Annotated in this window: 15 protein-coding genes; 13 read left to right on the top strand and 2 right to left on the bottom strand. The window is 29.7% G+C overall.

The window, feature by feature from the left end:
* A partial coding sequence (locus tag ABY298_RS02755; RefSeq protein WP_372744467.1) for a YbaB/EbfC family nucleoid-associated protein occupies positions 1-131 on the bottom strand: 131 nt, incomplete at its 3' end.
* Positions 132-238: 107 nt separating this feature from the next.
* Between ABY298_RS02755 and ABY298_RS02750 the strand changes: the two genes are divergently transcribed.
* The 3 genes from ABY298_RS02750 (at position 239) to ABY298_RS02740 (ending at position 4,811) form a co-directional block, all read left to right on the top strand.
* Positions 239-2,293 (top strand): S9 family peptidase, encoded by a 2,055-nt coding sequence (locus tag ABY298_RS02750; RefSeq protein ID WP_372744466.1) that lies wholly within the window; start codon positions 239-241, stop codon positions 2,291-2,293.
* Between the two features lie 84 nt (positions 2,294-2,377).
* Positions 2,378-3,415: a PLP-dependent cysteine synthase family protein gene (locus tag ABY298_RS02745; protein WP_372744465.1), complete on the top strand. Its 1,038-nt coding sequence runs from the start codon at positions 2,378-2,380 to the stop codon at positions 3,413-3,415.
* A 151-nt stretch (positions 3,416-3,566) separates the two neighbouring features.
* Entirely contained in the window at positions 3,567-4,811 is a 1,245-nt protein-coding gene (locus ABY298_RS02740) for an aminotransferase class I/II-fold pyridoxal phosphate-dependent enzyme (RefSeq protein WP_372744464.1), read from the top strand.
* Between the two features lie 77 nt (positions 4,812-4,888).
* Here the strand turns inward: ABY298_RS02740 and ABY298_RS02735 are convergent, their stop codons facing one another.
* Positions 4,889-5,575 (bottom strand): Crp/Fnr family transcriptional regulator, encoded by a 687-nt coding sequence (locus tag ABY298_RS02735; protein WP_372744463.1) that lies wholly within the window; start codon positions 5,573-5,575, stop codon positions 4,889-4,891.
* A 137-nt stretch (positions 5,576-5,712) separates the two neighbouring features.
* Here ABY298_RS02735 and ABY298_RS02730 point away from each other — a divergent pair, with 137 nt between their 5' ends.
* The 10 genes from ABY298_RS02730 to ppk2 (ABY298_RS02685) all read left to right on the top strand — a co-directional run bounded on the left by ABY298_RS02730 (position 5,713) and on the right by ppk2 (ABY298_RS02685) (position 15,821).
* Entirely contained in the window at positions 5,713-8,088 is a 2,376-nt protein-coding gene (locus tag ABY298_RS02730) for a heavy metal translocating P-type ATPase (RefSeq protein WP_372744462.1), read from the top strand.
* 94 nt (positions 8,089-8,182) lie between these two features.
* On the top strand, positions 8,183-8,386 hold the full coding sequence (gene ccoS, locus ABY298_RS02725; protein ID WP_372744461.1) for a cbb3-type cytochrome oxidase assembly protein CcoS: 204 nt from the start codon (positions 8,183-8,185) through the stop codon (positions 8,384-8,386).
* Positions 8,387-8,415: 29 nt separating this feature from the next.
* The gene (gene ccoN / locus ABY298_RS02720; protein ID WP_372744460.1) at positions 8,416-10,587 is read left to right on the top strand and encodes a cytochrome-c oxidase, cbb3-type subunit I; all 2,172 of its coding nucleotides are present in this window, start codon (positions 8,416-8,418) and stop codon (positions 10,585-10,587) included.
* Between the two features lie 3 nt (positions 10,588-10,590).
* On the top strand, positions 10,591-10,785 hold the full coding sequence (locus ABY298_RS02715; protein ID WP_372744459.1) for a CcoQ/FixQ family Cbb3-type cytochrome c oxidase assembly chaperone: 195 nt from the start codon (positions 10,591-10,593) through the stop codon (positions 10,783-10,785).
* Positions 10,778-11,425 carry a cbb3-type cytochrome c oxidase N-terminal domain-containing protein gene (locus ABY298_RS02710; protein ID WP_372744458.1) on the top strand — a complete coding sequence of 216 codons (648 nt, stop codon included), beginning with the start codon at positions 10,778-10,780 and terminating at the stop codon, positions 11,423-11,425. Before ABY298_RS02715 ends, ABY298_RS02710 begins: the two co-directional genes overlap by 8 nt.
* Before the next feature lie 153 nt (positions 11,426-11,578).
* Positions 11,579-12,994 carry a cytochrome c oxidase accessory protein CcoG gene (gene ccoG / locus ABY298_RS02705; RefSeq protein WP_372744457.1) on the top strand — a complete coding sequence of 472 codons (1,416 nt, stop codon included), beginning with the start codon at positions 11,579-11,581 and terminating at the stop codon, positions 12,992-12,994.
* Positions 12,995-13,447, top strand: coding sequence for a FixH family protein (locus ABY298_RS02700; RefSeq protein ID WP_372744456.1), 453 nt, complete (start codon positions 12,995-12,997; stop codon positions 13,445-13,447). It abuts the gene before it with no gap.
* A 1-nt stretch (position 13,448) separates the two neighbouring features.
* On the top strand, positions 13,449-14,168 hold the full coding sequence (locus ABY298_RS02695; RefSeq protein ID WP_372744455.1) for a sulfite exporter TauE/SafE family protein: 720 nt from the start codon (positions 13,449-13,451) through the stop codon (positions 14,166-14,168).
* 5 nt (positions 14,169-14,173) lie between these two features.
* The gene (gene ppk2, locus ABY298_RS02690; RefSeq protein WP_372744454.1) at positions 14,174-15,031 is read left to right on the top strand and encodes a polyphosphate kinase 2; all 858 of its coding nucleotides are present in this window, start codon (positions 14,174-14,176) and stop codon (positions 15,029-15,031) included.
* A gap of 1 nt (position 15,032) precedes the next feature.
* A complete protein-coding gene (ppk2, locus tag ABY298_RS02685) occupies positions 15,033-15,821 on the top strand; it encodes a polyphosphate kinase 2 (RefSeq protein WP_372744453.1) in 789 nt (262 codons plus the stop codon).
* Positions 15,822-15,846: the final 25 nt, after the last annotated feature.

The raw sequence follows: 15,846 nt of genomic DNA, 5'->3' as shown, positions 1-15,846 counted from the left end.
TTTTTAACAGCTCTGTTAGCAGTAACTGTAACTTTTACCATTCCATTGCCAGCTTCACCATCAATTAAAATAGTGTTTAATCGTAATTTTGTGGCCTCAATTTTTTGCTGAGCTTCTTTTAGTTTTGCCATCATTCCAGATAAGTCTCCAAACATTTTGTTACATTTTTAACAGTTGATACAAAGCAAATATAGTATTTTTGCAGACTATTGAAAATAAAATATTGAAATTGGATAAAATGATAAAAGCACCCAAAGCAGCAAAAATTGAAAAGAAATTAGAAATTCATGGTGATGTAAGAATTGATAATTATTATTGGTTGAATGATAAGGAAAATCCAAAAGTTATTGATTATTTAAATGAAGAAAATGAATACTATAATCAAGTAACAGCGCATACCACAAAATTTCAGTCATCTTTATTTGAAGAAATGAAAGCCAGAATAAAAGAAGATGATGAATCTGTTCCTTATAAAAAGAACAACTACCATTATATTACCAAGTTCCAATTAGGAAAGCAATATCCTATTTATACGCGTAAAAAGGAAACGTTAGAGGCAGCAGAAGAAATTTTGTTTGATGTAAATCAAATGGCAAAAAAGCATTCTTACTACAAATTAGCAGGAATGTCTGTTAGTCCAAATAATAAAATAGTATCTTTTGGTATAGATACTAAAGGAAATAGAGAATATAAATTACAGTTTAAAAATTTAGAAACAGGCGCGTTATTTTCTGAAAAAATTAAAAATACCACAGGAGGAGGAACTTGGGCAAACGATAATAAAACAGTTTTTTATACTAAAAACAACCCAAAAACCTTACGAAGTGAAAAAATATTTAAACATGTTTTAGGAACAGATGTTTCTGAAGATGTTGAAGTGTTTTTTGAAGCTGATGAAACATTTAACACTTTTGTTTATAAAACAAAATCGGAAAAATACATAGTAATTGGCTCTTATAGCACAGTTTCTACAGAATATCGTGTTTTAGACGCTAACAATCCTAATGGCGAATTTAAAATTATTCAGTCTAGAGAGCGCGATTTAGAATATAGCATTGCACATTACGAGTCGGATTTTTATATTCTTACAAATAAAGATAATGCAACTAATTTTAAATTGGTAAAAACACCTGAAGATAAAACCGAAAAAGAAAATTGGGTAGATGTTATTCCACATAGGGCAGATGTTTTATTAGAAGATATCTCAATTTTTAAAGACTTTTTAGTAGTTGAAGAACGTGAGAACGGTTTAACAAATATTCGCATTATAAAATGGGATCAATCGGAAGATTATTATTTGCCTTTTGAAGAAGAAACCTATTCGGCAGGCGTATATTTTAACCCTGAATTTGATACAACTATTATTAGATACGGTTATAACTCTATGACAACGCCAAGCTCAGTTATAGATTTTGATGTAGAATCAAAGTCAAAAAAAATAATAAAAGAGCACGAAGTTTTAGGAGGAAAATTTGATAAGAAAAACTACAAAAGTGAACGACTTTGGGCAACTGCACAAGACGGAACAAAAGTAGCTATTTCATTAGTACACCATATAAATACAAAATTCTCAGAAAATACACCTTTATTATTATATGGTTATGGATCTTACGGTCATACTATAGATGCAGGATTTAGCTCAACGCGTTTAAGTTTATTAGATAGAGGTTTTATTTTTGCCATAGCACATGTTAGAGGAAGCGAATATTTGGGTAGAAATTGGTATGAAGATGGAAAATTATTGAAGAAAATGAACACTTTTACCGATTTTATAGATTGTGCTCAATATTTAGAAGATAATAAAATTACATCGGCAAAACATTTATACGCCTACGGAGGTTCCGCTGGTGGATTATTAATGGGCGCTATAATTAATATAAAACCAGGACTTTTTAATGGAATTATTGCTGCAGTTCCTTTTGTTGATGTGGTAACAACAATGTTAGATGATAGTATTCCATTAACAACAGGTGAATACGACGAATGGGGCAATCCAAACGAAGAAGTTTACTATAATTATATGAAATCTTATTCACCATATGATAATGTAACGAAACAAAATTACCCTAATATGTTAGTTACAACTGGTCTTCATGACTCTCAAGTGCAGTATTTTGAACCAGCCAAATGGGTAGCAAAATTAAGAGAGTTAAAAACAGATAATAATATTTTAGTTATGCATACAAACATGGAAGCAGGACATAGTGGAGCCTCTGGGCGTTTTGATTCCTTAAAAGAAGTAGCTAGAGATTATTCATTTATTATTGATTTAGAAGGAAAAACGATAAATTAAAAAAAAATATTAAATTTGCACGTTATAGATTATTATTCTAATTTCATTTTTGAAAAATATTATATCTGAATTAAACTATTAAAAATGACAAAAAATAAAGGTATAAGTAACAATATTTTAGACCTTATAGGTAATACTCCTTTAATTAGATTAAACAAAATCACCAATAACCTTTCTGGAAATTTTTATGCTAAATACGAAGGATTTAATCCTGGGCATAGTATGAAAGATAGAATTGCTTTGCATATTATTGAAGAAGGCGAAAGACAAGGTTTACTAAAAAAAGGAAGTACCATAATTGAAACTACCAGTGGTAATACAGGTTTTAGTATTGCTTTAGTAAGTATAATTAAAGGTTATAAATGTATCTTAGCAGTCAGTTCAAAAGCTTCCGAAGGAAAAATTAATATGCTAAAATCAATGGGAGCAAAGGTATATGTTTGTCCAGCACATGTAAGTGCAGATGATCCTCGCTCATATTATCAAGTAGCAAAAAGATTGCACGAAGAAACAGCAAACTCGGTATATATCAATCAATATTTCAATCAGTTAAATGCCGATGCGCATTATAATTCAACCGGACCAGAAATTTGGGAACAAACAAATGGAGAAATTACACACTTAATTGCTGCAAGTGGAACAGGTGGAACTATTTCTGGAGTTGCAAAATATTTGAAAGAACAAAATCCAAATATTAAAGTATTAGGTGTTGATGCTTACGGATCAATTTTAAAGAAATTTCATGAAACTGGTGAATTTGATAAAAATGAAATTTATCCATATAGAATTGAAGGGCTAGGTAAAAACTTAATTCCAACAGCAACAAACTTTGAAGTAATTGATGTTTTTGAAAAAGTTTCAGACGAAGATGCTGCACATCGCGCTAGAGAATTAGCCATAACAGAAGGTTTGTTTACCGGTTATACAAGTGGTGCAATTGTACAAGCAGCTTTACAATATGGAGAAAAAGGATATTTTGATGAAAATTCAAAAGTTGTACTTATTTTACCTGATCACGGTTCTCGTTATATGGAAAAAATATATAGTGATGATTGGATGAAAGAGCAAGGATTTTTCGATTCAAAAACAATTGCTCAAGAAAAAGTAGAGTTTATAAAATAAAATAAAATGCAAAAAATTTAAGAGGGTTAGAATATTTTTTCTAACCTTTTTTTATCTAAAATTAACATTTGAAAACCACAAAAAAAATCACGTACTTTGCAATTGTAAAAATGCGAGATGTTTAGTACATTTTAGACAGAAATAATATACAATGAAAGATTTATTTGAAAGAATCGTAAAAGATAAAGGTCCATTAGGAAAATGGGCAAAGCAAGCTGAAGGTTATTATGTATTTCCTAAACTTGAAGGTGAAATTTCAAACAGAATGAAATTTAATGGTAAAAATGTTATTACTTGGAGTATTAATGATTACCTAGGTTTGGCAAATCATCCTGATGTGCGAAAGGCAGATGCCGAGGCCGCAGCAGAATACGGAATGGCTTACCCAATGGGTGCTAGAATGATGTCTGGTCATACTGTTTATCATGAGCAATTAGAAAAAGAATGTGCTGAATTTGTTGGTAAAGAAGCAGCTTATTTAGTAAACTTTGGATACCAAGGAATGGTTTCTGCCATTGATGCTTTGGTAACAAAACATGATGTAATTGTTTATGATATAGACTCTCATGCTTGTATTATTGATGGTGTTAGATTACACCACGGTAAACGTTTTACGTACCAACATAATGATATTGAAAGTTTAGAAAAAAACTTACAACGTGCCACAAAAATTGCAGAAGAAACAGGTGGAGGAATTTTAGTTATTTCTGAAGGTGTTTTTGGAATGCGTGGTGAGCAAGGTAAATTAAAAGAAATTGTTGCTTTAAAAGAAAAATACAGCTTTAGATTTTTAGTTGATGATGCACACGGTTTTGGAACCTTAGGAGAAGGTGGAAGAGGAGCAGGTTTTGAGCAAGGTGTACAAGATGGAATTGATGTGTATTTTGCAACTTTTGCAAAATCTATGGCAGGTATTGGAGCGTTTTTTGCTGCAGATAAAGATATTATTCAGTATTTACAATACAATATGCGTTCACAAATGTTTGCAAAATCATTACCAATGGCAATGGTTAAAGGAGCATTAAAACGTTTAGATATGTTACGTACAATGCCAGAATTGAAAGCAAAACTTTGGGAAAATGTTGATGCGTTACAAAATGGATTAAAAGATAATGGCTTTAATATTGGAAAAACAAACACTTGTGTTACTCCAGTGTTTTTAGAAGGTGATATTCCAGAAGCAATGGCAATGGTAAACGATTTACGTGAAAACTATGCAATTTTCTGTTCTATTGTGGTGTATCCTGTAATTCCAAAAGGATTAATTATTTTAAGATTAATTCCAACGGCTGCGCATACTTTAGATGATGTTAAAGAAACGATAGAATCTTTTTCAGCTATTAGAGAAAAACTTGAAAAAGGAATTTACAAAAGAATTGCAGCTTCAATGATGTAAAACTTAGTAGTTATAAAATAAAAAAGCCTTTTTGATGAATTTCAAAAAGGCTTTTTTATTTTTAAAGATTCTGTTAATTAATATCCTTCAGAAATATTTTTTAATGAATTCTTATTTATAATTTTAATTTTCTTTCCAATTAAATCAATAACACCATCTTTTTTTAAATTAGACAATAATCTAATTGCAGATTCAGTTGCGGTTCCAATGGTATTGGCAATTTCTTCTCTTGTTAAAATAACATCAATACAAGCTTCGTTATCAACGCCAAAAATTTCTTCTAAATAAATTAAGGTTTCAGCCAATCTATCTTTAACTGGTTTTTGAGCCATTTGGGAAATAGAGGTGTTAGCATCATTTAATTGTTGAGAAATATTACGCATTAAATCTAATGAAAAATTAGAGTTTTCTTTAATAGCATCTAAAATATCACCTTTTGGAATAAAACAAACATGCATATCTTCTAAAGCAATTGCATTTAATCCAACTAATTCTTCACTTAAAATAGATCTATGACCTAAAATATCTCCACCTTTAATAAATTTAATTATCTGTTCTTTTCCATTCGTATTTAATTTTGTCATTTTCCCCTTTCCATCCCTAATGCAATAAAGGCCGTTTATAGCCATTCCTTCTGTTAATAAATTTTCACCTTTTTTTATAACCAAAGTAGTTTTATGATCAGAAAATTTTTCTAATTCTTCTTGGGTTAATGTCTTTAAAGCGTTAAAACGTTTAATTATGCATTGTCTGCAGTTCGACATATTATTATTAAATTTAAAATGTGGCGTAATATAATACAAATTTAATAAAAAAAATGATAATTATCAGTTACAAATTATGATATTTGTCATAGCTAAAATTTGATGAAACGATAGCTTTACAAGCGTAAAAATTAAGTATGATTTCAAAAGAGTGCTACCATTGCGGAGCAGATTGTGGTAAAAAACCGATTATTTTTGATGAAAAGAACTTTTGTTGTAATGGTTGTAAAACTGTTTATGAAATTTTAAATGCAAATGAATTAACCTGTTACTATGACCTACAGAGTTCTCCTGGGACTATTCCGAAAGAGATTAAAGGGAAATTTAATTATTTAGAGAACCAAGATATAATTGAAAAATTATTAGAATTTAATGATGGAACCATATCTGTTGTTGAATTTTATATTCCAAGTATACATTGTAGTTCATGTATTTGGGTGTTGGAAAATTTATCCAAATTAAACAAAGGTGTTATTACTTCAATGGTAAATTTTCCAAATAAAACTTTGCGAATTACTTTTAAAAATGACTTAAGTCAGTTGAAAGATTTGGCAGAATTAATTACTTCTATTGGCTATGAACCCTACATAAGTTTAGAAGATGATAATAAAAAATTACATAAAGTAGATAAAACATTAATTTATCAAGTTTCAATTGCAGCTTTTGCCTTTGGAAATATTATGCTATTATCTTTTCCAGAATATTTTGAAGTTGATGAATTTTGGCTGGAAAAATATAAGTATTTATTTAGGTGGTTAATGTTTGTTATGGTTATTCCTGTTGTATTTTATTCAGGTAAAGGTTATTTTATTTCGGCATATAAAGGTTTAAAACATAAAATTTTAAATATAGATGTGCCTATTGCTTTAGGAATTTCGGTATTGTTTATTAGAAGTACTGTTGAAATAGTACTAGACATTGGAACAGGTTTTTTTGATAGCTTGGCAGGATTAATTTTCTTTTTGTTATTGGGTAAATTTTTTCAACAAAAAACATATAACTTTTTATCTTTTGAGCGTGATTATAAATCCTATTTTCCCATTGCAGTTACAAAAATTGTTAATGGTGTAGAGAAAAATATTCCAGTAAATGATATTAAAAAAGGCGATAGACTTTTAATTAGAAATGAAGAATTAATTCCGGTTGATGGAATTTTAATTAACGGAAATGCAGCAATAAATTACAGTTTTGTAACAGGAGAATCTGTTCCAACAGTAAAGCAAAGCGGCGATAAATTATTTGCTGGAGGAAAACAAACACAAGGCGCCATTGAAATGGAAGTAATAAATACCATTTCACAGAGTTATTTAACCCAATTATGGAGTAACGATGTATTTAATAAACCAGTAGATTTTACTATTAAAAACCTCACAGATACAATTAGTAAATATTTTACAATAGCCATATTATCTATTGCTTTTATAGCTGGAATAGTTTGGTATTTTATAAATCCATCTATGGCATTTAATGTAGTTACAGCTGTTTTAATTATAGCTTGTCCTTGTGCTTTAGCATTATCAGCTCCTTTTGCTATAGGAAATATGTTACGCATATTTGGTTACAAGAAATTTTATTTAAAAAATGCTGAAACGTTGGAGAAAATTTCAAAAATCACCACTATTATTTTTGATAAAACAGGAACTATTACAACCAGCCATAAAACACAAATAAAATATGTTGGCACAGATTTAACAAAAGATGAACTTAAAATAATAAAAACTGTTTTAAGAGCCTCCAATCATCCACTAAGCAGAAGTTTGTATGAATTTATTAAAAAGAAGCCGTTTTCCGAAAAATTAACAACCTTTGAAGAAGTTTTAGGCAAGGGAATTAATGCATCTTTAAATAATGTAACAGTTCAATTGGGCTCCGCTAACTTTATTGGTGTTAACTCAAATATTTTAAATGAAACTGCTATTTATGTTAAAATTAATAATGAGGTAAAAGGAAACTTTATATTTCAAAATAGCTACAGAGAAGGGTTAAAAGAAGTATTTGAAACTCTAAAAGACAATTACAAATTGGTAATTTTATCGGGAGATAATGAGGGCGAAAAAGCTTTCTTAGAAGATTTTTTGCCAAAAAACACACAATTTCAGTTCAATCAAAAGCCAGAAGATAAATTAAACTTTATTAAAAAATTACAACAAAATGGAGAAAAGGTACTAATGGTTGGTGATGGTTTAAATGACGCAGGAGCTTTGGCACAAAGTGATGTTGGAATTGCTATTTCTGAAGATGTAAATGTATTTTCGCCAGCTTGTGATGCCATTTTAGACGCTAAACTTTTTAATAAATTTCCAAAGTTTTTAATATTATCTAATAAAACTATGAAGATTATTAAAACAAGTTTTGTAATTTCACTGTTGTATAATTTAATTGGAATGTATTTTGCCTTAACTGGGCAACTTACACCAGTTGTGGCGGCCATTTTAATGCCGTTAAGTTCAATAAGTATTGTTGTTTTTGTAACTATTTTAACAAATTGGGTTTCGCGAAAGAATGTAATTTAGGTAACATAAGTTTTCAAATATGATATTTATCATACATTTTGTCAACTAAAAAATTATTTTTGTAGCAAAAATCAGTAAAAACTAATAACTAAAAATGGAAGTCGTTTATATTACAATAGGCGTTAGCATTGTTGTAGCCATCTTTTTTTTCATTATATTTATTAGATCAGTAAAATCTGGGCAATATGAAGATACATATACGCCCTCTGTTCGTATGCTGTTTGATGATGAATTAGTTACCAAAAATGACAAAGATAAAATCGAAGTCGAAGAAAATAAATCAGAATTAACTAAATAATAACTAAATAATTAATTAATCAAATAAGTATGGAAAAAGAACAGTTTTATTATGATAATAAAATCGTAAAAATGTTCCTTTGGGCTACAATTCTTTGGGGAGTTGTAGGAATGTTAGTAGGGCTTTTAGTAGCGCTACTTTTTGTTTTCCCAGGACTATTAGAATTTGCAGGAGCAGATAATGCTATTTCTTGGCTAAGTTTTGGTCGTTTACGTCCATTGCATACCAATGCAGTTATTTTTGCTTTTGTAGGTAACGGAATTTTTTTAGGAATTTATTATTCTACTCAAAGGTTGTTAAAAGCAAGAATGTTTAATGATGTTTTAAGTAGAATTCATTTTTGGGGTTGGCAGGCAATAATTGTTGCAGCTGCAATTACATTGCCGTTAGGTTTAACTTCATCTAAAGAATATGCTGAGTTAGAGTGGCCAATTGATATTGTTGTAACTTTAATTTGGGTGGTTTTTGGAATTAACTTAATTGGTACCATTTTAAAACGAAGACAACGCCATATATATGTTGCTATTTGGTTTTATATTGCCACGTTTATAACTATTGCTGTTTTATATATATTTAACAATTTAGAAATGCCAGTATCGGCATTTAAAAGTTATTCAGTGTATTCTGGTGTGCAAGATGCATTGGTACAATGGTGGTACGGACATAATGCAGTAGCATTTTTCTTAACAACACCGGTACTTGGTTTAATGTATTATTTTGTTCCTAAAGTAGCTAACAGACCTGTATATTCTTATAGATTATCTATTATTCACTTTTGGACATTAATTTTCTTATACATTTGGGCTGGTCCTCACCATTTATTATATACAGCACTTCCAGAATGGGCACAAAATTTAGGAACCGTATTTTCAATTATGCTAATTTTCCCATCTTGGGGAGGTATGATTAATGGTTTATTAACCCTTCGTGGAGCTTGGGATAAAGTTCGTGAAAACCCAGTGTTAAAATTCTTTGTTGTTGCAATTACAGGTTATGGTATGGCAACTTTTGAAGGACCAATGTTATCATTTAAAAACTTAAATGCTATTGGACATTATACAGACTGGATTGTTGGTCACGTTCATATTGGAGCTTTAGCTTGGAACGGATTTATGATTGCTGGTGTTGTGTATTGGTTAGCAGAAAAATTATGGAAAACACCGTTATATTCTAAAAAATTAGCGAATACGCACTTTTGGTTGGGTACTTTAGGTATTTTGTTTTATGCAATTCCGTTATATGTTGCTGGGTTTACCCAAGCTTTTATGTGGAAACAATTTAACCCTGATGGAACTTTAGTTTATGGTAACTTTTTAGAAACTGTTACTCAAGTAATTCCTATGTATGGAATGCGTGCAATTGGAGGAACATTGTATTTAACAGGTTTTATTTTATTAGCAATTAACGTAATTAAAACTGCCAAAGCAGGATCAACTGTTGAAGATGAATTAGCAGAAGCAGCTCCATTGAAAAAAATTAGCGGACAACGTATTGCTGGTGAAGGATTTCATACTTGGTTAGAAAGAAAAACGGTATTATTTACAATTTTAACTACCGTAGCCATTTTAATTGGAGGTTTAGTTGAAATTGTTCCATTAATTTTGGTAAAATCTAATATTCCAACTATTGAAAGTATAAAACCTTATACACCTTTAGAATTAGAAGGAAGAGATATTTATATTAGAGAAGGATGTAATAACTGTCACTCTCAAATGATTCGTCCTTTCCGTTCAGAAGTGGAGCGCTATGGAGAATATTCCAAAGCTGGTGAATTTGTGTACGATTTTCCTTTCTTATGGGGATCTCGAAGAACAGGTCCAGACGTACATAGAGTTGGTGGCAAATATAATGATAACTGGCATTTTAACCATATGATGGATCCACGTTCAACATCTCCAGGCTCTATAATGCCACGTTACTCTTGGTTAATTAAAAACGATATGAATGCTTCTAATTTAGAAAGTAAAATGGAAGGATTAGTATCTTTAGGCGTGCCTTATACTATAGAAAGAATAACTGGTGCAAAACAAGAATTGTTAGCACAAGCCAAACAAGTAGAAGAAAATTTAAGACAAGATCCAGAATTTGTTAAAAATTATGGTTCAAGCAATATTCAAAACAAAGAAATTGTTGCCTTAATTGCATATTTACAACGTTTGGGTACTGATATTAAAGCTAATAACACAGCATTAAAGAAATAATATATGTTAAAATTTATAAAACATAATTTTGATGGAATTGATGGGGTAGAAATATACCCTATAATATCATTAGTACTGTTTTTTACAGTTTTTGTAACAATGATTGTTTTTGTATATAAATTACCAAAACGAAATATTGATGAAATAAGTCAATTACCTTTAGATAACGATAATAATAAAGAACTTACTCATGAATAAAAATTCAGAAAATATATCTGCTTGGAAAAGGTTTATGAAATCTATGACCAAAGCACACGACTTAGGAACAGAAGAAGACATTATGCTTGACCACGATTATGATGGTATAAAGGAATTAGATAACGTACTTCCTCCTTGGTGGCTAGCAGGTTTTTATATAACAATTGCTATTAGTATATTTTACTATATTCAAGTTTTTTACAATTCAGAAGAATATAGTCAAGCAAAAGAATACGAAGCAGCAGTTGAACAAGGTAAAGCTGATGTAGAAGCGTACAAAGCAGCAAACCCTCAGTTATTTGACGATTCCAATATAGTTGCCTTAACCGATGAAGAAAGTATTGCAAAAGGTAAAGAATTGTTTACATCCAAAACTTGTTTTGCCTGTCATTTAAATGATTTAGGAGGTAGCATAGGTCCAAATTTAACCGATAATAAATGGATATTAGGTGGAGATGTTAAAAGTATTTTTAATACAATTTCCAAAGGAGGTAGACCAGGAAAAGGAATGGTTGCTTGGGAAAGTACTATTAGTAGAGATGAGAGAATTCAATTAGCTAGTTATATTATATCTATGCAAGGTACACAACCAGCTGCACCAAAAGCACCTGAAGGCGATATCACATGGCCTGAAGAATAAGCATAAATTAACTAGATTTAAAATAATTTTTTGTAATTATAATCTATAGGGCTTCATTTTAATTTTTGTCACATTTGTTTCTGTTAAGTTAAGTAATTAGCTATAAATTTGAACAGTGAATAAAATTAAAATGAAGCCTTTTTCTATTAAAATATGGAAGAACAAGTAAAAGAAAAATTTAGAGATTCTATTGGGACAATAGATGAAAGTGGAAAAAGAAAATTTATCTTTCCAAAAAAGCCAAAAGGAAAACTATATAATTACAGAACTCTCGTTAGCTGGTTTTTACTAGCTTTTTTATTGGCGGCACCTTTTATAAAAGTAAAAGGAAATCAATTTTTATTATTTAATGTTTTAGAACGGAAATTCCATATTTTCGGATTTCCATTTTGGCCACAAGATTTTCATTTATTGGTAATTTCTTTACTAGTAAGTGTTGTTTTTATAATTTTATTTACAGTAATTTTTGGAAGAATATTTTGTGGATGGATGTGTCCTCAAACTATTTTTATGGAAATGGTTTTTAGAAAAATAGAATACCTAATTGAAGGAGATAGAAACAAACAAATAAAACTTGAAAAACAAGCTTGGGATGCAGAAAAAATTAGAAAAAGAGTTACTAAGTGGATTGCATTCTTTTTTATTTCCTTTATAATTGCGAATGTGTTTTTAGCATATATAATTGGATCTGATGAAGTTATTGCCTACATATTAGAGGGGCCAATGGCTCATATTGGAATGTTGTTAAAATTATTGGCATTTACAGCAGTTTTTTATTTTGTATTTGCCTGGTTTAGAGAACAGGTTTGTATTATTGTTTGTCCTTATGGTAGATTGCAAGGTGTTTTGTTAGACAATAAATCTATAAACGTAGCATATGATTTTGTGAGAGGAGAAGGAGATAATGGAAGAAAAAAACTAAGAAAAGATGAAAATAGAGATGAATTAGGACATGGCGATTGTATAGATTGTAAACAGTGTGTACAAGTTTGCCCAACCGGTATAGATATTAGAAATGGTACGCAGTTAGAATGTATAAATTGTACCGCTTGTATAGATGCTTGTGATGAAATAATGGATAAATCTGGTTTTGAAAAAGGGCTAATACGTTATGCATCTGAAAATGATATTAAGAAAAAAGAAAAATTTAAGTTTAATGCACGTTTAATAGCATATTCAGTAATACTAACAATATTAGTTGGAGTTTTAATCACCTTATTGTTTTTAAGAAATGATGTTGAGGCAACAATTTTAAGATTACCAGGACAAACATTTCAATCAACGGAAACGTCTATTAAAAATGTATATACCGTTAAATTAATTAATAAAACTACAGAAAATATTGATGATGTTGAGATTAAATTAATTTCACATAAAGGAGAAATTTTAATGATTGGTGGGCATATGAATGTTGCAAAACAAGGATTAAAAGAAGGTACATTATTTATTGAAATTGATAAAAAAGACCTAAATTCGTCCAAAGAGAAACTAAAAATAGGAATTTATTCAAAAGGTAAATTAATTGAAACTACGTCAACTAATTTTACAGGACCATTAAAAATTAATTAAATGAAGATAAAAATAAGTTGGCCAACAGGAATTGTATTAGCATTAGTTGCATTTATGATTTTCATTTTGTCATTTGTATACAAGGTAATGTTTTTGCCAGAATATGATCATCATTTAGTATCTGAAGAGTATTATAAAGATGAGTTAAATTATCAAAAAGAGATAAACGAAGAAAATAAAGGAATTGCCTTAAAGGAGAATATTAAAATAAGTAAAGATTCTTTAGGACTAACCATTACCTTTCCAAGTGAGTTTAAACCATCAGAAATTTCTGGTTTAATATCTTTTATTAGACTTTCTAATGAAAAAATAGATTTTAGTGTTCCTATTAAACTTACATCAAATAACTATTTAATTGAAGATGAAATGTTGGTTGATGGGCGTTGGGATGTAAAAATAGAATGGATTGTTAATGGAAATATCTATTTATATAAAGAAAAATTAATTTATTAATATGCTTTGGACTGCACTAATTTTAGGATTGGCTGGTAGTTTTCACTGCATTGGTATGTGCGGACCAATTGCGTTTGTTTTACCTGTAGATAGGTCATCTAAATTAAAATTAAGTTTTCAAACGTTTTTATATCATTTTGGTAGACTAATAAGTTATTCAATTATTGGAATACTTTTTGGCTCTATTGGTAAGGGATTATATTTGGCGGGATTTCAGCAACGTTTGTCCATATTGGTAGGTATTTTAATGATAGTAATTGTTATAATTCCGGTATCAATATTCAATAAATTTAATTTTTCAAAGCCACTTTATCGAATTATTGGAAAAATTAAGCAACAATTAGGGCTTTATTTGAACAAAAAATCGAATAAATCACTCTTTTTAATAGGTTTTTTTAATGGATTTTTACCTTGCGGGCTTGTTTATATGGCTTTAATAGGTTCTATTTCAACAGGTAATGCATTAAATGGAGGTTTGTATATGTTTTTGTTTGGTTTAGGAACAATTCCTTTAATGACAGCAGCAATATTATTAGGAAATTTTGTTAATTTAACGGTTCGCAAAAAAATTCAAAAAGCTATTCCTGTATTTGTTGTAATTATTGGAATATTATTTATTTTGCGCGGGCTTGGTTTAGGAATTCCATATATTTCGCCATCTGATGCGAAATTACAAATTTCTAATAACCCAACGGAATGTGTAACCCTTGAAAAGGAATAATATTTATGGAAGAAAATCCTAAGTTAACAATTGAAGATTTTGAAAGTGTATCATCAAATAAAGAACTGCTCAAAATCATTGAGAAAAAAAATATATCGCTAGAAAAAGTAAATGCTAAAATATTTTATGAAGAAGATTTAAAAAAACTTCAAATAGAATTAGTTAAGTTTCAAAAGTGGGTTGTTAAAAATAATAAACGAGTTGCTATTATTTTTGAAGGTAGAGATGCCGCAGGAAAAGGTGGAAATATTAGAAGGTTTACAGAGCATTTAAACCCAAGAGCAATGCGTGTTGTGGCCTTAACAAAACCAACTAAAGTTGAACGTGGACAGTGGTATTTTAGACGATATATAAAGGAATTGCCAAATTCTGGTGAAATTGTTTTTTTTGATAGAAGTTGGTATAATAGAGCGGTTGTAGAGCCGGTTATGGGCTTTTGTAATGAACACCAGTATGATAATTTTATGGTGCAGGTTCCAGAATTTGAACATATGCTGTATGAAGATGGAGTGGTAATTATTAAATTTTGGTTTTCAATTTCAAAAGGAGAACAACTAGCTAGATTTAATGAACGGATTTCTACACCATTAAAACGTTGGAAATTTAGTCCAGTTGATAGAAAAGGACAAGAACTTTGGGATAAATATAGGCACTACAAAGAGTTAATGTTTAGTAAAACGCATACTAGTTATAGTCCGTGGATTATTGTAAGAGCAAACAATAAAAAAACAGCACGATTAGAAAGTATTCGTCACGTACTATCTTTATTTAATTACGATGGAAAAAGTGAAGCGTTAACTACATTATTACCAGATCCAAATATAGTATCAAGATATTTTCGTTCAACCAAACAAATTGATTAAAATGGAGAAGTTTAAACTAACGGAAGAAGATGTTGAAATTCTTAATACTAATAAAGGATTGAAAGCAATATTATCTAATGAACCTTTTAATTTAGAAAGGGCTGTTAGGTATGTAAAATATGAGAAAAAATTAAAAAAATTGCAAATAGAGTTAATTCGTTTGCAAACATGGGCAATTAATGAAAATGAACGTGTAATTATAATTTTTGAAGGAAGAGATGCTGCAGGAAAAGGTGGTGCAATTAGACGAGCAACGGAACGTATGAATCCGCGTCATTTAAGAATTATAGCCTTACCTAAACCAACGGAAGATGAACAAACCCAATGGTATTTTCAGCGTTATGTAAATCAATTTCCAAAAGCAGGTGAAATAATATTTTTTGATAGAAGCTGGTATAATAGGGCAGTAGTAGAACCTGTAAATGGTTTTTGTACTCACGAAGAATATGAAATTTTTATGAAACAAGTAAATGATTTTGAAAGAATGATTACCGAATCTGGTATTCGTTTGGTAAAAATTTACATGTCAATTTCTAAAAAAGAACAAGCTAAAAGATTTGAAGATATTAAAAACGATCCTTTAAAGCATTGGAAAATGACACCTGTTGATGAAAGAGCGCAAGAGCTTTGGGATACATATACAGACTATAAATCTAAAATGTTTGAAAATACAGAACTTGGAGGTTTACCTTGGAAAGTTATTAGAGCTAATAAGAAAACTTTTGCCAGAGTTGCTGCTATTAATCACATATTAAAAACTATTCCATACGATAAAAAGTTGGAAATTTAGATATTTCTTTATGAAGGAGAATTAA

This window comes from Lutibacter sp., assembly GCF_041596795.1.
Classification (GTDB): Bacteria; Bacteroidota; Bacteroidia; order Flavobacteriales; family Flavobacteriaceae; genus Lutibacter.
The sequence above is the reverse complement of the archived record's forward strand: the minus strand, read 5'-3'. Positions and strand labels throughout refer to the sequence as shown.